Source organism: Corynebacterium sp. HMSC073B01 (genome assembly GCF_001838255.1).
In the GTDB taxonomy this organism is placed as follows: Bacteria; Actinomycetota; Actinomycetes; order Mycobacteriales; family Mycobacteriaceae; genus Corynebacterium; species Corynebacterium jeikeium_D.
Genome location: NZ_KV836138.1, coordinates 52,697 through 68,556 on the forward strand (window position 1 = coordinate 52,697; position 15,860 = coordinate 68,556).

General features: G+C 59.7%; 16 protein-coding genes. 4 read left to right on the forward strand and 12 right to left on the reverse strand.

The genetic code is table 11. The annotated features are described in order from the left end of the window. Positions 1 to 71: 71 nt before the first annotated feature. The gene (locus tag HMPREF2849_RS01415; RefSeq protein ID WP_070566382.1) at positions 72 to 314 is read right to left on the reverse strand and encodes a glutaredoxin family protein; all 243 of its coding nucleotides are present in this window, start codon (positions 312 to 314) and stop codon (positions 72 to 74) included. 164 nt (positions 315 to 478) lie between these two features. Here HMPREF2849_RS01415 and HMPREF2849_RS01420 point away from each other — a divergent pair, with 164 nt between their 5' ends. Then, a complete protein-coding gene (locus tag HMPREF2849_RS01420) occupies positions 479 to 1,603 on the forward strand; it encodes an HAD family hydrolase (protein WP_070566384.1) in 1,125 nt (374 codons plus the stop codon). A gap of 241 nt (positions 1,604 to 1,844) precedes the next feature. On the opposite strand, the gene HMPREF2849_RS10905 is transcribed toward HMPREF2849_RS01420, so the two are convergent. From HMPREF2849_RS10905 to HMPREF2849_RS01440, 5 genes are all read right to left on the reverse strand, one after another. Further along, a complete protein-coding gene (locus HMPREF2849_RS10905; protein WP_003855542.1) occupies positions 1,845 to 1,946 on the reverse strand; it encodes a 30S ribosomal protein bS22 in 102 nt (33 codons plus the stop codon). 241 nt (positions 1,947 to 2,187) lie between these two features. After that, on the reverse strand, positions 2,188 to 2,379 hold the full coding sequence (locus tag HMPREF2849_RS01425) for a helix-turn-helix domain-containing protein (RefSeq protein WP_005509751.1): 192 nt from the start codon (positions 2,377 to 2,379) through the stop codon (positions 2,188 to 2,190). A 263-nt stretch (positions 2,380 to 2,642) separates the two neighbouring features. Continuing rightward, positions 2,643 to 3,452, reverse strand: coding sequence for a pyrroline-5-carboxylate reductase (gene proC / locus HMPREF2849_RS01430; RefSeq protein ID WP_070595090.1), 810 nt, complete (start codon positions 3,450 to 3,452; stop codon positions 2,643 to 2,645). Between the two features lie 102 nt (positions 3,453 to 3,554). Beyond that, positions 3,555 to 4,958 carry a hypothetical protein gene (locus HMPREF2849_RS01435; protein ID WP_070862501.1) on the reverse strand — a complete coding sequence of 468 codons (1,404 nt, stop codon included), beginning with the start codon at positions 4,956 to 4,958 and terminating at the stop codon, positions 3,555 to 3,557. Between the two features lies 1 nt (position 4,959). Continuing rightward, positions 4,960 to 5,898, reverse strand: coding sequence for a Ppx/GppA family phosphatase (locus tag HMPREF2849_RS01440; RefSeq protein ID WP_161798518.1), 939 nt, complete (start codon positions 5,896 to 5,898; stop codon positions 4,960 to 4,962). 34 nt (positions 5,899 to 5,932) lie between these two features. Here HMPREF2849_RS01440 and HMPREF2849_RS01445 point away from each other — a divergent pair, with 34 nt between their 5' ends. After that, on the forward strand, positions 5,933 to 6,865 hold the full coding sequence (locus HMPREF2849_RS01445; RefSeq protein WP_070862502.1) for a DUF3109 family protein: 933 nt from the start codon (positions 5,933 to 5,935) through the stop codon (positions 6,863 to 6,865). A gap of 51 nt (positions 6,866 to 6,916) precedes the next feature. Here the strand turns inward: HMPREF2849_RS01445 and HMPREF2849_RS01450 are convergent, their stop codons facing one another. The 5 genes from HMPREF2849_RS01450 to mshA all read right to left on the reverse strand — a co-directional run bounded on the left by HMPREF2849_RS01450 (position 6,917) and on the right by mshA (position 11,679). Then, positions 6,917 to 7,612: a response regulator transcription factor gene (locus tag HMPREF2849_RS01450; RefSeq protein ID WP_016421979.1), complete on the reverse strand. Its 696-nt coding sequence runs from the start codon at positions 7,610 to 7,612 to the stop codon at positions 6,917 to 6,919. Positions 7,613 to 7,615: 3 nt separating this feature from the next. After that, entirely contained in the window at positions 7,616 to 8,923 is a 1,308-nt protein-coding gene (locus HMPREF2849_RS01455; protein WP_016421978.1) for a sensor histidine kinase, read from the reverse strand. A gap of 130 nt (positions 8,924 to 9,053) precedes the next feature. After that, the gene (locus tag HMPREF2849_RS01460; RefSeq protein ID WP_016421977.1) at positions 9,054 to 9,800 is read right to left on the reverse strand and encodes a phosphoglyceromutase; all 747 of its coding nucleotides are present in this window, start codon (positions 9,798 to 9,800) and stop codon (positions 9,054 to 9,056) included. A gap of 71 nt (positions 9,801 to 9,871) precedes the next feature. Beyond that, complete coding sequence (locus HMPREF2849_RS01465; protein ID WP_048732346.1) at positions 9,872 to 10,357, reverse strand: type III secretion system chaperone family protein; 486 nt, start codon at positions 10,355 to 10,357, stop codon at positions 9,872 to 9,874. Between the two features lie 59 nt (positions 10,358 to 10,416). Further along, on the reverse strand, positions 10,417 to 11,679 hold the full coding sequence (gene mshA / locus HMPREF2849_RS01470) for a D-inositol-3-phosphate glycosyltransferase (protein WP_172620248.1): 1,263 nt from the start codon (positions 11,677 to 11,679) through the stop codon (positions 10,417 to 10,419). Between the two features lie 259 nt (positions 11,680 to 11,938). Between mshA and HMPREF2849_RS01475 the strand changes: the two genes are divergently transcribed. Then, positions 11,939 to 13,774 carry a long-chain-fatty-acid--CoA ligase gene (locus HMPREF2849_RS01475; protein WP_083295712.1) on the forward strand — a complete coding sequence of 612 codons (1,836 nt, stop codon included), beginning with the start codon at positions 11,939 to 11,941 and terminating at the stop codon, positions 13,772 to 13,774. A 315-nt stretch (positions 13,775 to 14,089) separates the two neighbouring features. Here HMPREF2849_RS01475 and HMPREF2849_RS01480 read toward each other — a convergent pair whose 3' ends face one another. Continuing rightward, positions 14,090 to 15,265, reverse strand: a complete 1,176-nt coding sequence (locus HMPREF2849_RS01480; protein ID WP_070827660.1) for a UDP-N-acetylmuramate dehydrogenase — start codon at positions 15,263 to 15,265, stop codon at positions 14,090 to 14,092. Positions 15,266 to 15,350: 85 nt separating this feature from the next. Between HMPREF2849_RS01480 and HMPREF2849_RS01485 the strand changes: the two genes are divergently transcribed. Continuing rightward, positions 15,351 to 15,848 carry a DUF2505 domain-containing protein gene (locus HMPREF2849_RS01485; protein WP_048732343.1) on the forward strand — a complete coding sequence of 166 codons (498 nt, stop codon included), beginning with the start codon at positions 15,351 to 15,353 and terminating at the stop codon, positions 15,846 to 15,848. The last annotated feature ends 12 nt before the right edge of the window (positions 15,849 to 15,860 follow it).

Sequence of the window (15,860 nt, forward strand, 5' to 3'; positions counted from 1 at the left end):
TCTTTGCCGCTACTCCACATTCTGCCATGTCTCCGCAGCTCCTAGCAGTTCGGCAGAGTTGTCTCCCGAACTTATTCGGCCTCCGCTATCGCTTCCAGGAGTTCATCATCATCGATTTCCCAGCAAGCGATTTCCTCATCATTGACCAAAATCACCGGCACGCGATCGCCAAATTCCATGGCCAAGTTCGGATCGGTATCGACGTCTTCCACCTGGAACTGCGCATTTTGGTCCCGAACTAGCGGCTCAATCTGCGCAATCACTCGGTCGCACGAACCGCAGGTCTTCCTACTCATCACCGTCACAGTCACCATAACGGCCAGTCTAAAGGTCGACTGTTTCGCTTTACGACGTCCCCCTCCCCACACTTCCCCTGCAAAAGTGACTCTTCTTATCCTTGCCCCATCCGCTCCTTGAATCTCAGCGCGCAGCTTTGCCTAAAGAGCGGATACTATTCAACAAGAGCTTCCGATAACGGATGTCGGTTGCATACACCGTGGAAAGAGATTTTCGTGCCGTGAGTGAGTTCAGTGCCGACAACCGCTCCCCCTTCCCCATCGACATGCTGGGTGACCTTGCGTCCTCGCAGGGTAACGTCCGCAACTTCCTCGAGCAGGTAGTTCTCGCTCCGCTCAATGACGAAGCACAGGAGGAAGCTGGTGCTGCAGCGGCTGCCAATGCACTGGAAGCTCTCGGCGAGGTCTACGACGTCGGCGGCGAAGAACTGGCTACGGGATTTCGCAGTGTAGCTGGTGCCGAAGATGCCGCTGGCGGTGCACGTGTGCTCTCGCAGCCCATTCCAGGTGTCGAACGCGATCAGGGCGCAGCCGCTTTCTTCGATGTGGACAACACGCTTGTCCAGGGCGCATCAATCTTCCTCTTTGCCATGGGTTTGGTCGAGCGCGGCTTCATCAAGAAGCGCGATTTGGCCGGCATGATCTGGAAGCAGCTGAAATTCCGAATCTCAGGCGCGGAAAACGCCGCCGACGTAGCTAAGGCCCGCGAACAGGCATTGGAGTTTTTCGCCGGCCACGATGTGGATGAAATGGTCAAGCTCGGCGAAGAAATCTTTGAAGAAAAGATCAGCGACCGCGTTTACCAGGGCACCCGCGATCTTGCGGAATTACATATCCAGGCTGGCCAAGAGGTCTGGCTGGTCACCGCTACCCCGGTGCAGCTGGCCCAGGTTATCGCTAAGCACATCGGACTGACCGGCGCCCTTGGCACGGTCGCCGAGGTCAAAGATGGCAAGTTCACTGGCCGCCTGGTAGGCGATATTCTCCACGGCCCGGGCAAGAAGCACGCGGTGGCAGCTCTGGCGGCCTCCTCCGGGTTGGACATGTCTCGCTGCACGGCATACTCAGATTCCGCCAACGATATCCCCATGCTGTCCATGGTGGGCACCGCCGTGGCCATCAACCCGGACCGCAAGTTGCGGAATTACGCCCAGAAGATGGGGTGGACTATCTACGACTATCGCCACTTCCGCTCCGCAACCTTCGCCACGATGCGGTGGCTCTCGATCGGAGCACTGCTGGCAGGAGCTGTCGGGTGCGCGGTACTCGTCGGCAAGCGACTGTGGGACGCGAACAAGGAAAGCTAAGCGCTGCTAGGCGCACTCGAGAGTTAGTGACTGCGTTTATGACAAAAATGGCTCGAAAAATGGCCTGAAAGTGTCATAAACTCCTACAGTTTCACATTTGCAGCCCGTAATCGGCAGCCCGTGATTAGCCCCCCCCAACGACAAAACCCGCCCTATCTCAACGAGACCGGGCGGGTTCTGCTTTTAAAACGTGTACGCGACGCAGCACGCGCGCTCCTGCGATAACGGCAGGAATGCTGGCTTACTTGCCGAGCTTACGACGCTGCACGCGGGTACGGCGAAGCATCTTGCGGTGCTTCTTCTTCGACATGCGCTTGCGACGCTTCTTAATGACGGAACCCATCGGCTCGACCTCGCTATTCGTTGACGGAAATTTCTTTTCTTGCACAATGGCGGCGTACTCAATGCGGCCTTACAACCGCCGAGATGTCACGCCCTTTTTCCTTCCGCCTTCACAGCTAGATACTTCATGACTTGAAGACGATAGGAAACAGGGGCGCAGCACAGCACCATGTACTAATCGGATTAATCATAGCGGGGACATATGCGTTCAGGTCAAACAGCCCCGCTTAAAGGCAGAAAAATTAACCCGCGTTGTAGAAGGAGGAGTCCAGGTATTCCTTGACTGCGGACTCATGGACGCGGAAAGAACGGCCAACGCGCACTGCCGGCAGCTCGCCAGCGTGAACCAGGCGGTAGACGGTCATCTTAGATACGCGCATGATGTCAGCAACTTCCGCAACGGTCAGAAAGGTGCCTTTATCTGCATTCTGCATTAGTAAATATTCCCTTCAGCGCACGCGACGCGCTGCAGGCTTCCCCTCCTGCAGAAAATCGTGACACGCACGTGCTTTTCATATCCTACCGGTAGGCAAGGTGCCGGTGCGATTTTTGATAAAAAATAGGGGCATTGGCGAATGGTGTGACAGTTGTGACTAACCCATCGTCCCTGCGTATCGGATTAGCTACTGCCGCTGACCATTTCCAATGCCCCAAATATTGGGGTTACTTGTACACCCGCTTCCACGCGGCGAAATACTTATTTACCCATCTCGTTGGCCTTGTCATAGCAAGCCTGCAGCGCACGATGCACCGCACGACGAATGCCCTCTTCCTCGAAAACTCGGGTGGCCGCAGCGGTTGTACCGCCCGGCGAAGTGACATCGGCACGCAACGCAGTCGGGTCCGCGCCTTCCTGCATCATCATCTCGGCCGCACCAGCAGCCGTAGCCGACGCCAGACGCTTAGCCTGATCACGCTTGAGACCCAGGTTCACACCCGCGTCGGTCATCGCCTCGACAAACTGGAAGAAGTAAGCCGGACCAGAGCCCGAGACCGCAGTGACTGCAGACATCAGCGACTCATCGACAACCTCAACGCTGCCGACCTTCTCCAACAGTTCGACAACCTCGTCGGTCTGGCTCACCGTGACAAAGCGGCCCGGCGCGACTGCACAGACACCCTTGCCCACCAGCATCGGGGTATTCGGCATGACGCGGATCACCGGAGTACCGACAGCACAGACGCTTTCCATCTTGTCCAGCGTGATGCCAGCCGCCATCGACACCACGATGGTGTCGACCTCAGAGTCATCGAGCACGTCGGCAATCTGCTCGAGCATGTCGATAATCAAGTACGGTTTTACGCACAAGAACACCACGTCGGCACCGTCGACGGCCCCTACTGGGTCGTCGGCATCGACAATGCCGTAGGTCTCCTTCAGACCGGCCAGGCTCTCCTTGGTGCGCCCCACCACATAAATCGAGGAGGGCGAGACACCACCGTCGATGAGACCACCGACGAGTGCGCTACCAATCTTTCCGCCACCAATTACAGCAATTCTTGTCATGGACGCTAAGTGTGCCAAAACTGGCCCACACATGCGAATGCAGGGACCGGAAAACTACGCTTCCGACCCCTGCATCAGGTGATGATTATTCTGTTGACCCCACTACAACTGGAAGAGAATCCAGGGGCCAAATGTCAGCGCCAAACCGACAAGTCCTGCGAGAATCGGTGTCAGTTTGTCCTTCTCACGGCGCAGGTAGTTCGCCATTCCCGCGAAGCCACCAGCGACCACGAGAGCCATGATGACAACCACAATCTTTGGCAGCGACGACCAGGCCATGGTGAAGCCCAGGAACACCAATGCACCAGCAATCAGACCCACGAAGACCTGGATTAGCAGCAACGGCACCGAGAGGGAATTGTCCTCGGCGTAGCCATCGCGCGCGACGGCCTTGCCCTTGGAGCTCTTGGATTCTTCACGCTTAACGACGTCCCGGGGCTCCGCCTGCTTCTCGTCAGCTGCGGCCTGGGTCGGTGTGGTCTCGACCTGTGCAGCCTCAGCGGGGGCGTCCTCGGCCTGCTCGATATCGGCCTGTGCGCCTTCTGCCTGTGCAACTTCAGGAGCGACAGCGGCTGCCACTGCCGCCTTGGAAGCGGCACCGGTATCGGCGTCAGCGTCGGCAGCCTCGAAGGTAGCGGTTTCCTGAGCAGCTTCAGCCTCAGCAAGCTGTTCACCGTCGACGTCATCCATTTCAGCGGATGCCTCAGACGCTTCGTCGACATTGTCCTGGACAACCGGAATGGAGGCGGTCGGACGGTCGTCGTAAGCGTTGGAACCGGTGAGTACTGCACGAGCGACTGGCCCCGGCTCCCCAATCTGCTGCGACTCGTCTGCCATGTCACGCAGTTCGGTGAAGGTGTAGGTAATCTCCGAACGCTCGGAGTTGACCATGACCGGACGGGGTTCCATCGGAATTGCCAATGGCACCGCAGGGGCTGCTGGCTGCGCAGTTGGTGTGCTCTGCGCGGCTTGCTCCTGCTGCGAAGCTGCCGGTGCTACTGGAGCAGCCGGTTCTTCAGCAACTTCGGCAACCTCGTCAGCTTCGGCCTCAGCGACCTCGGCGTCAGCTACTTCGGCATCAGCCTCAGCTACTTCCGACTCCTCTTCTTCCTGAGCAGCAGCTTCAGCCTCGACCTCAGCTTGAACCTCATGCTCCGAAGAATCCGCCCCTTCAGCAACTACCACTGAATCAGCGACAGCCTCCGAGTGCTCCGGAGCTTCTGCCTCCGGTTCGGCTGCCTGCGCTTCTTCTGCGGCATTGGCCGCAGCTTCGTCGGCAAGCAAATCACTCGTAGTCGTCTGATCGTCGTCTGCGTTGGAAAGAGCGTGAGCACCACGTCGCGGTTCGTCGGCCTTTACACGAGGGATTGAGCCGGTGAGCTCCTGAACAGACACACCGCCTTCTTCAAGGCTGCGTCGACGGCGGCGCCGCGGTGGTTCAGAGGGGGCTCCCTCCTTCTGCCGCCGCGCCAGCAGTTCGGCAACGGTGAGCTTTTCCTCGCTCATCTCAACCCTTTCCGTATAGGTCACTGTCCAGTCGTCGGAAGATAATGCCCTCACGCAGCGCCCAAGGACAAATCTCGACCTTCTCTAATCCCAATGCTCGCATACTAGCCTCTGCAACGAGAGCACCTGCGACAATTTGGTGAGAACGATTCGCACTAACACCCTCAAGTTCAGCACGGTCAGCCGCCGTCATGCGGGAAATAAACGCAATCAACTGGCGCAAACCAGCGGCAGTCAGAGTGCGCTTAACCCGGGGACCAGCAGCGGAAGGCGCCGCACCGGTCAGGCGAGCGAGAGTGCGGAAAGTCTTCGAGGTGGCGACAGCCAAGTCCGGCTCACCAAGCGTACGCAGATGACGAGCTGGCTCAGCGAGCTCAGCATCAATGTAATCGCGCAGCAGGTCAATCTTCTTGCGCTCCGGCGGATCGGTCTCGAACCACTCGTGGGTCAACCGTCCCGCACCGAGCAGCAGCGAGTACGCGGCCTCCGGATCTTCATCGGTACCCGACGTCAGCTCAAGAGAACCGCCACCGATATCCAGGTTGATTAGACGACCAGCAGACCAGCCGTACCAGCGCCGTACTGCCAAAAAGGTCAGACGAGCCTCATCTTCACCGGAGAGAATCTGTAGCTTAATGCCAGTTTCTTTCTCAACGTGGGCGAGAACCTCGTCCGCATTCGTGGCATCGCGAACAGCTGAAGTGGCGAAGCTAATCATCTCTTCGCACTTCATCTGCTCAACCAATTCCTTGGATTCAGCGACGTAGCCCGTCAGCTTGTCAATGCCCTTCTTGGACAGGTTATTGTCCTTATCCAGGTACTCGACCAGCTTCATCGTCGACTTGGAATCGCTCATCGGAGTCGGATGTCCGCCCCGGCGGGCGTCCACCATCACCAAGTGGACGGTATTACTACCTACATCTAATACACCTAATCTCACTCTTAGTAGGTTAGACGGTCTACGGTGTATTGGTGTGAATCAACCCCACCCCCGCCCCGGTCGCGGACCGCAACCGTCTCCCGCTGAAGTCGCCTATGACTTTCCCCGCGAGTGGTTCGAGTTCACCCACCCGGAGGACCCAGAACACATCATCACCTGCGACCTAACCTGGTTGATGAGCTCCTATCAATGCGCTTTCGGCACCTCCGCTTGCCAGGGCATCGACTCCGCGAACGCGGATGTCGGATGCTGTGGCCATGGCGCCTTTATCACCGACGAAGAAGACCGCGAGAGGGTTATTGACGTCGTAAAGCGAATGGAAGGCGACTCCGCAGAGCCCCAGTGGTGGCAGAACCGCCCCGAACAAACTCTGAAGTGGCTTGAAACCTACGAAACCGACCCCTCCGAACCGTTGGAACCGTGGTTAGTGTGGGACGAGCTTGACGACGAAAACGGAGAGCCTGAGCCTGCTCTGAAAACGAAGGTCGTGAAGAATGCCTGCATTTTTGCCAACCGTGACGGATGGCGCAATGGTGCGGGCTGTGCCATCCACCAATGGGCGATGGCCAACGACATTGACCCCGTAAAGGTCAAGCCGGATGTGTGTTGGCAGGTGCCGCTGCGCCGACTGGAGGACTGGGAGGAACGCCCGGACGGCCAGGAGATTCTGCGCACGACCATTACCGAATACGATCGTCGTGCCTGGGGCGATGGCGGCGAGGACTTTGAATGGTTCTGCACGGGCGCGCCGGCCACACATACCGGTGGCGAGCCGGTGTGGCGCACGCACAAGTCCGAGCTAATAGAGCTCATCGGCGAAGAGTGCTACGAAATTCTGGCGGAGCACTGCCGTGCCCGAGAAATAGCGGGCGCGGCCAAGGCTTTCGGGCCGAGTGGCTACCCACTGCTGGCGATTCACCCGGCCACACGCGCAGCGGCCGAGGGGCTGGCGCCGGACGAGGTTTAAGTCGGGGTTTCTCAGACCGACGGCGGAGATTGTCGGCAGCAGTCTGCTGAGCTAGTCCTCGAACTTGTAACCCAAGCCGCGAACGGTGACCAGGAACTCCGGCGAGGAAGGATTGCGCTCGATCTTGGAGCGCAGGCGCTTGATGTGTACGTCCAGCGTCTTGGTGTCGCCGACGTAGTCGGAGCCCCAGACGCGGTCGATGAGCTGGCCACGGGTTAGCACACGACCACGGTTGCGCAGCAAGTACTCCAGCAGGTCGAATTCCTTGAGCGGCATTGCGACATCATCGCCGTCAACGGTGACTACATGGCGCTCGACGTCCAGCACGACCGGGCCGCCGCGCAAGACCTCCTCGTAGATATCCTCGACATCGTCGGAGTCGTCGTGGCGACCGCGGCGCAGCACAGCCCGGATACGGGCAATAAGTTCCCGAGAGGAATACGGCTTGGTCACATAGTCATCCGCACCAATTTCGAGGCCGACGACCTTGTCAATCTCAGTGTCACGGGCGGTCACCATAATCACTGGGACAGAGGACTTTAAGCGGATGTTTTTGCAGACCTCGGTGCCACTCATACCTGGCAGCATGAGGTCCAGCAGCACAATGTCCGGTTCTGCCTTGGAGAATTCTGCAAGTGCTTCCTGGCCGTCAGCGGCCATCCGCACCTCGAATCCTTCGCGCTGCAGCAGAAACGCAAGCGGCTCCGCCAAAGCCGTCTCGTCTTCGACAATAAGTACCTCAGTCACGGATTACTTCATTCCTTCCTTGGAATCCTTGTTCTGGGAATCCTTATCCTTGCCACGGGTTTTGCCCGTACCGCGCTGCGCGTTTTTCTTAGCCGCAATTTTACCCGCAGGCTGGGTGTGGCCGATTGGCAAACGTGCAGATACATCGCCATCATTCGACGCGGAACCGTTCTTTTCCATCAGCGGGAGCTCAATGGTGAAGGTCGATCCTGTGCCCAGCCGACTCCACAGCTTCACGGTTCCCTTGTGATTCGCTGCGACGTGCTTAACAATTGCCAAGCCCAGACCGGTACCGCCTGTCGCCCGCGAGCGTGCCTTATCCGCACGGAAGAAGCGCTCGAAGATACGCTTCTGATTCGCCTGGGAAATGCCGATACCGCGGTCAGTGACGCGGATAGCGACGGTGTCGTTATCCTCCTTGACCGCAGTCACAGATACAGGCGTGGCCTCTGGCGAGTAGTTGATCGCATTTGAAATCAGGTTGGACACCGCGGTGATCAGCAGGCTGCGTTCACCTTCAACCACCAAATCCGGCTCACAGTCAACGGTGATTTCAATACCCGCCTGCTCCGAGAGCATCTGGTTACGACGCACAGCTCCTTGGACAATCTCTTCAACCTTCACGGGAGACATGTCCGGCAGCGGCTCTGCCCCCTGCAGCTTCGACAGCGAGATGAGTTCCGTAATCATGGTCGACATCCGCTTGGACTCCTGCGTCAGGCTCTCACTAAAGTGACGCACGGCAACCGGGTCGTCGGTAGCTTCATTCAGCGCCTCGACCAAGAGGCTGATGGCCCCCACCGGAGTCTTGAGCTCGTGGGAAACGTTAGCCACAAAGTCACGTCGCGCGGCCTCCATACGGGCCTGTTCGGAGACATCCGCCGCATAAATCACCACAAAACGGTCGTCCACCAGTGACAACGGAGTTAGCTGACAGCGGACAATTGTGTCCGGCGCCCCCGCCCGGCGCGACGGCAGCACCAGCGTTAGCTCCTGGTCCTCCTGCGAGTCAAAGACCTTGAGCGCAGCTTCCCAGCCCACGTCATTGAGGCGGCGCTCATAGACCAGCCCTAACTTGTGCGCCATGGAGTTCGACAAAATCAAATCACGTGAGATGTCAACGACCACCACACCCGTCGGAGACTTCTGAATGGCCAGGTGCATGACCTGCGCCATGGTGGTTATTGAACTTTCCTCGTCGCTCTTCTGACGCCGAGCGGCGTTATAGGCACCCGAGACAACTCCACCAAGAATCAGCACAGCTGCCATAACCGCAGCACCTAATAGAGCGGCGATAATGATTTTTGACACGGGTCTTACCCTAAGCTCTTTTCACAATCCGCGCGCGCTGAAAATCAGTGCGCTAGCTAGCTCTAAATAGACCAAGGAGCACAGCCCCACTTGGCTGCGCCCCTTATCGGCCTATCAAACACCTACATTTTTACTTGTTGCCCTGAGCAGCAACAGCAGCAGCACCTGCAGCTGCAGCTTCCGGATCCAGGTAGGTGCCACCCGGGTTCAAAACCTTGCCCTCAGCATCAAAGTCGTAAACCAGCGGGATACCGGTCGGGATGTTCAGAGCGGCAATGTCCTCGTCCGAGATGTTGTCCAGGTGCTTGACCAGTGCACGCAGGGAGTTACCGTGAGCTGCCACCATGACAGTCTCACCGGCCTTCAGACGCGGCAGGATTTCCTCTTCAAAGTAAGGAATGAAACGCTTCACGACGTCCAGGAGGCACTCCGTGCGCGGAACCTCATCCAGGTTGGCGTAACGCGGGTCATTAGCCTGCGAGAACTCGCTGTCATCCGACAGCTCCGGCGGCGGAGTGTCGTAGGAGCGACGCCAGGACATGAACTGGTCCTCGCCGTACTTCTCCTTGGTCTCTGCCTTGTTCAGACCCTGCAGAGCACCATAGTGGCGCTCGTTCAGACGCCAGTCACGGATAACCGGAATCCACAACAGGTCAGCGGTATCCAGGGCAATGTGTGCGGTGTTAATTGCGCGACGCAGCAGCGACGTGTAGAGAACCTGCGGCTTCAGGCCTGCCTCTACGAGCATCTCACCGGCACGTACTGCCTCAGCGCGGCCCTTGTCGGTCAGTGCAACGTCGACCCAGCCCGTGAACTGGTTGGATGCGTTCCACTCACTCTGGCCATGACGGACAAGAATCAGTTTTCCATTGCTCATACCCCTAATTGTGCCCCAAAACGGGAAAGCCCGCCGTTCGTTGCCCCGCTATGTGGGTTGCTACCCCCCGGCTACTCAACCATGTGGCGGAACTGCTCCAGATTGGCCAGGTTTTCCCCACGGTCAACCCGCCACTCCCACTCACGCTTAATTGCCGATGCAAAGCCGCGTTCGAGGATCTGGTTGAAGTCCCCATCGGCCGTCTCCAGCAGCTGACCGAGGAGACGGTCGAGGTCATCGTCGGAAAGCTCAGCGGGCAGTTGACCGACCAGGTAGATGTCGCCGGCGGCATCGATGGTGTAACCGATGCCGAACAGACGACGGTTGCGCTGTAGCAACCACTTGTAAACGGCCTCGTGGTTTTCTTCGACCGCGCGACAGACGAAGGCTTCAACACGCAGGGAGTCCGGCGCCGGGATGAGGCCGACGATAGTCTTGAGCTTCTTCTTACCAGGCAGGACCACCACGGCGGCATTGTCTGCAATACCATGCTCGACACCGAGGCGTTCCAGCTGCTCACCGAGGGATTTCAGCTGTACTTGGATGTCCGTGCTCATCGTGAATCATCTCCCTGTTTTTGTGGTTACGGCCCTGGCGATACTGAAGCTAACGAAACTTACCGGGAGCCGCCCGCATCCCGGATAGAGCCGGGACAATTTTCCTTTTGGAGTTCGGTTCGATGATAGACATCGGCCAACCGATCCACGGTCTTTTGCCAGGAAAACTCCAAGGAGTGCTCACGCGCCTGGGTGGCCAACTTAATGCGCAGCTCGTCGTCCTCCACCAGGCGACCGAGGGCATCGGCCCAGGCTGCGGGCTCGTGACCGTCGACAAGCAAACCGCTGACCCCATCGTCGACAGCGATGGAGAGCCCGCCGACATTCGCCGCGACAACGGGAGTGCCAGTGGCCTGAGCCTCCATCGCCACCAACCCGAAAGTTTCGTTGTAACTGGGCACGGCGACAATATCTGCGGCCTGGTAGAGCTTCGCCAGGTCCTGCGGCGGGCGCGGGGGCATGAAACGGACCAGGTGGTCGATCCCCTCTTCCGCGGCGAGATTGGTGAATTCGTCGGGCGCATGCAGCCCAGAACCGGAAAGTCCACCGCAGATAATCACTCGGACATTAGTGGCGGGATGGCGACGCATGAGCTCACCGACACCCCGCAGCAATACCTGCGGGCCTTTCAGCCGCTGCAGCCTACCGACGAACAAAATGACCTTAGTGTGCAACGGGATGCCCAGCTCACGACGGGACCGCTCGGTGGCACGATCACTGCCCGGCGAAAAGAGCTCCACGTCCACCCCGGGCGGCACGACATTGATGCGCCACGGGTCGGCATCGTGGAGATCCGCGAGCTGCTTAGCCTCGGCATCTGTGTTGACGATGAGCCGGCACGCATTGTCCACAATCTGCTGCTCACAGATACGCCGAGACTCCGGCTCCGGCGTATCTCCCTCCGCCAGATGGAGATTCTTCACTGCCGCCAGCGTGTGCGCCGTGTGCACAAACGGAATGTCAAGCAAATCCGACAGCAGCCACCCCACCTGGCCAGAGAGCCAGTAGTGCGAATGGATCAGGTCGTATTCAATCCCCTGTTTGCGGGCGAATTCAATGACCCCACCGGCAAAGGCCGGCATCTGCGTAGCCAGGTCTGACTTCTCTAACCCCTCATAGGGACCAGCCACAATGTTGATGACGCGGAAGTTCTCACTGACCTGAATCACCGGCCCATCGCTGGAACGCGTGGCGCGGGTGAAAACATCCACCTTCACACCGCGTCGCGCCAGCTCCTCGCAGGTGCGCAGCACGTAGACATTCATGCCACCAGCGTCACCGATGCCCGGTTGCTCCAGCGGAGAGGTATGCATGGAGATCATCGCGATGCGGTTCGGCCACGCCGGGGTGTTAGAGGTGGCCGCGTCTGCGCCCGCCGTTGCCGCCGGAAATGTTTCGCTCATACTGCCCAGAGTGCCTATGCCAGGGGCAACCCCGCAAATGAGTACCTCAAATACGTGTATTGGAATTCCGGCATCGCAGTGCGACGTACGGCACAATAGAGGTCGATACCTACTACGTCGTAGGTTATTATCACCTCACGACATAGTCAGGTGCTAAACAAAAACCTAGGAGGACCCCATGGCCGATACATCCAGCTCACACGCTGCAAATGACTCCGCCCCAGCTCACGGTTCCACACCCAACGCTGCGGCCTCCAAGGCCTGGCTGAACCTGTATCCGGAGTGGACCCCACCCCACATCGACTACAACTTCGACACCCTCCTAGACGTCTACCGCCACACTCTGAGCAACCACCCGCGCCGCAAGGCATTGACCTTCTTCGGTCGCTCCACCTCCTACGCCGAGCTAGATGCCAAGGTTCGCAGCGTTGCCGCCGGCCTGCGCGCACTTGGCGTACGCAAAGGCGATCGCGTGGCACTGCTCATGCCGAACTGCCCGCAGCACGTCATCGCCTACTGGGCAGTTCTGCACCTCGGCGCTGTTGCCGTAGAGCACAACCCCCTCTACACCGCCCACGAACTGCGCCACCCATTCAACGACCACGGCGCCCGCTTTGCCATCTGCTGGGACAAGATCGTCCCCGTACTTGAAGACCTCCGCAACAACACCCCGCTCGAGACCATCATCGCGGTCAATATGCTGCAGGACCTGCCGTTTGTCATGCGCACCGCCCTGTCGATCCCGCTGCCGAAACTCCGCGCCGCCCGCGCTAAGCTGCACTCCTCCGCACCGCAGGTCATGGGTTTTGACGCTTTGCTTCACGACGCCGTCGGCGGAGACGGCCACGACCTCCAGGCCGATGAATCCATCACTGCCGATGACACTGCAGTGATGATGTACACCTCTGGCACCACGGGCTCGCCAAAGGGCGCACAGTTGAGTCACCAGGGGTTGGTAGCGAACATTCTGCAGGGCAAGGCCTGGGTGCCGGGCCTTGGCAAGGAGCGGGAAATCTCCCTCGGCGTTCTGCCGATGTTCCATGCCTACGGCCTGACCATTGTCACCAACTTGTCCATGCTGATTGGCGCTGAACTGGTGCTGGTGCCGGCACCGGAGATTCCGCTGATTATGAAGGTGATGAAGAACAATCGCCCGACATGGGTGCCTGGTGTGCCGACTCTCTACGAGAAGATTGTCGAAGCCGCCGAGCGCGATAATGTCGACCTCTCCGGCGTGAAGTTCGCCTTCTGCGGTGCTGCTACCCTGCCGGTTTCCCTTGTGCAGAAGTGGGAGAAACTCACTGGCGGGCGTCTTGTCGAAGGCTACGGCCTCACCGAAACGTCACCGATTATCGTCGGCAACCCGATGGACGGCAACCGCCGCCCGGGCTACGTTGGCCTGCCATTCCCTGACACCGAGGTCGCCATCGTTGACCCCGAAGATCCCACCAAGCTCCGCGCTGACGGCGAGGAGGGCGAGGTCATCGTCCGAGGCCCACAGGTTTTCGCCGGTTATCTCAACCTCCCGGAGGCAACGGAGAAGTCCTTCACCGATGGGCCTGCTGAGCTTCCCGCTGGCGATCGTTGGTACCGCACCGGCGATGTCGGAGTCATGGAGTCGGACGGCTTCATCAAGCTGGTTGCCCGCATCAAGGAGGTCATCATCACCGGTGGCTTCAATGTCTACCCGGCCGAGGTCGAGGAAGTACTGCTCTCCCACCCAGACATCACCGATGCCACGGTCGTCGGCCTCCCGAAGAGTGACGGCTCCGAGATGGTCGTGGCCGCCATCACCCTTGCTGACTACGCCCGACTGGATTCCGACGCCTACCGCGACCACTGCTACGACAACCTGACCCGGTACAAGGTGCCGCGCGCATTCTTCCACCTGGAGGAACTTCCTCGCGACCAGATGGGCAAGGTCCGCCGCCGCGATGTCCGCGACGTGCTGCTCACGCAGCTGGAGCAGAAGGGCCAGAGCGTCGATTCGCTTTCCCACCGCAAGCACCATTAGTTCACGGTGGTTTTGTAGTTGGGATAGGGGCCTGAGTAGAGCGGGCTCCTATCCCTTTAAGGCGGACCCCGGCTCCCCCCCCAGACTTAGTGACTAGGTTTATGACAAAAAACTGAGGGTGAATAATATTCACATGTCATAAACCTAGTCACTTTCTCTATCCCCGACCCTGAGAGAAGGCCCGGGAGCGCAAGCTGAGGACTACTCAGCGGCTCCAGCGACTCCAGCGCCCCCCCATCAAGCCCGCCAGCCCCAGCAGTCCCGCCAGCCTCTCCAGTCCGCCCCCCCACTGGCCATCAGCCACCCGCCGCGGGCCTAGTCGATGCTCACGCCGACCCACACCGGCTCGGGCACCAGGGTCACGCCGAAGGCCTTTTCCACACCAGCGCGCACATCGCGCGCTAAAGCCACCAAGTCGGCGGCGGTCGTAGGCGTACCGTCGCCGGACTCCCCGCGGTTGGTCAGGGCAAGAGTGTGCTTAGTCGACAGTCGTGCGGGCGCACCGTCACCGGGGTAGCCCTTCGGGAACCCGGCGCGCTCGATAAGCCACGCCGCCGAGAGCTTCACGGCTCCCTCGTGGCCGGGGCCAGCGGGGAATGCGGGCATATTCGCGGCCTCATCGGCCCCACGCAGCGCGGCAACCTTTGCACGCACGGCCTCCACCGAGTTCTCCGGAATGATCGGGTTGGTAAAGAAAGAACCCGCCGACCAGGTATCGCGGTCAGCATCTTCGAGCACCATGCCCTTGCCCCGGCGCAGCTCAAGCACCTTTTCGCGCACCAACTCAGCCGGCCTGCGAATCTCGCCAGCCGCAGCCTCGGCCTCGTCGACGCCCAGGCGCCGCGCCAGTTCGCCATAGCGAAGTGGCGCGGACATGCCATCCACACTGAGCTCGAACCGCACGGCCAGCACCACTGCCCGTGCGGTGAACTTCAGGTTCGAGTAGCGGTAGGAAAGGTCGAGAGACTCCGGTTCCACCCACTCGACCGAGCCGGTTGCGCGGTCGTAAAGCTGCACCGCGTCCAGGACCTGCGACACCTCAGCACCGTAGGCGCCCACGTTTTGCACCGGAGTGGCTCCGGCCGATCCCGGAATACCCGACAGGCATTCAAGGCCGCCAAAACCTGCGTCGACACTCATCTCCACGACCTCGTCCCAGACCGCACCGGCCTCGGCCTCCACGATTGCCGACACGGACTCCAGCCCGTGTCCGCGAGTGCTCATGGTCACGTTGTCGGCCTCGATCACCACGGCCACCAGCGGCTCGAGTTCATCGGCTACCACCAGGTTGGATCCGCCTCCCACGATGAGGAGGGGTACGTTAGCGTCGTCAAGCGCGCGTACAACATCGACCACAGCGTCCGTCGTGCTACACCGGACGACGGCACGCGGCACCCCGCCGAGGCGGAGCGTCGTCAAATCCGCGAAAGCGGTATGCGTGCTGAGCTCCACCCCCTCTAGCCCCGCAAGCCCATCGATGGCTTCTTCCATGTCGGAGGTCAGGTGAATTGGGTTCGGCGATTGGTCGAGATTTTCCACGCCCCTAGCGTAGTGCAAATTACGTATCATCAAGCGCATGACTACGACTAACACGCACACCGTCAACTTCGACCAGCCGATTGAGAAGGTTTACGAGGCCCTCACCGACGCCGGTTTCTGGGAGAAGGTCGCAAACCGTTTCTCGGCAGCTGACGGCAAGGTGGAAAAGTTCGAGACCACCGACGCTGGCACCACCGTCGTGATTCGCCAGACCGTCTCTGCTGACAAGATTCCGGCGCAGGCGCAGAAGTTCGTTAAGTCCGGGGTCGGCATGACGCGCACGTTCGTCATCAGCCCGCTTAACGACGACGGCGCGACCTCTACCGTGACCACAGAAGCTTCGGGCGTACCGGCGTCCTTCAGTGCGTCCCAGAAGCTCACCGCCCAGGGTGAAGGTTCAGTGCTGACCACCAACTCCGAGTTCGCCATCAACGTGCCGCTGCTCGGTGGCAAGCTCGAGGAGAAGGCAGCTCCGTACCTGGAACGCGTCCTCAACGCTGAGACCGCTGTGCTGGCGGACTACGTCGCTAAGTAGGTTGCGCACTGG

Coding starts and splice junctions, on each gene's coding strand:
- HMPREF2849_RS01415 (WP_070566382.1), bottom strand. CDS start 314: ATGGTGACTGTGACGGTGATGAGTAGGAAGACCTGCGGTTCGTGCGAC.
- HMPREF2849_RS01420 (WP_070566384.1), top strand. CDS start 479: ATGTCGGTTGCATACACCGTGGAAAGAGATTTTCGTGCCGTGAGTGAG.
- HMPREF2849_RS10905 (WP_003855542.1), bottom strand. CDS start 1,946: ATGGGTTCCGTCATTAAGAAGCGTCGCAAGCGCATGTCGAAGAAGAAG.
- HMPREF2849_RS01425 (WP_005509751.1), bottom strand. CDS start 2,379: ATGCAGAATGCAGATAAAGGCACCTTTCTGACCGTTGCGGAAGTTGCT.
- proC (WP_070595090.1), bottom strand. CDS start 3,452: ATGACAAGAATTGCTGTAATTGGTGGCGGAAAGATTGGTAGCGCACTC.
- HMPREF2849_RS01435 (WP_070862501.1), bottom strand. CDS start 4,958: ATGAGCGAGGAAAAGCTCACCGTTGCCGAACTGCTGGCGCGGCGGCAG.
- HMPREF2849_RS01460 (WP_016421977.1), bottom strand. CDS start 9,800: ATGAGCAATGGAAAACTGATTCTTGTCCGTCATGGCCAGAGTGAGTGG.
- HMPREF2849_RS01465 (WP_048732346.1), bottom strand. CDS start 10,357: ATGAGCACGGACATCCAAGTACAGCTGAAATCCCTCGGTGAGCAGCTG.
- mshA (WP_172620248.1), bottom strand. CDS start 11,679: ATGATCTCCATGCATACCTCTCCGCTGGAGCAACCGGGCATCGGTGAC.
- HMPREF2849_RS01475 (WP_083295712.1), top strand. CDS start 11,939: ATGGCCGATACATCCAGCTCACACGCTGCAAATGACTCCGCCCCAGCT.
- HMPREF2849_RS01480 (WP_070827660.1), bottom strand. CDS start 15,265: ATGGAAGAAGCCATCGATGGGCTTGCGGGGCTAGAGGGGGTGGAGCTC.
- HMPREF2849_RS01485 (WP_048732343.1), top strand. CDS start 15,351: ATGACTACGACTAACACGCACACCGTCAACTTCGACCAGCCGATTGAG.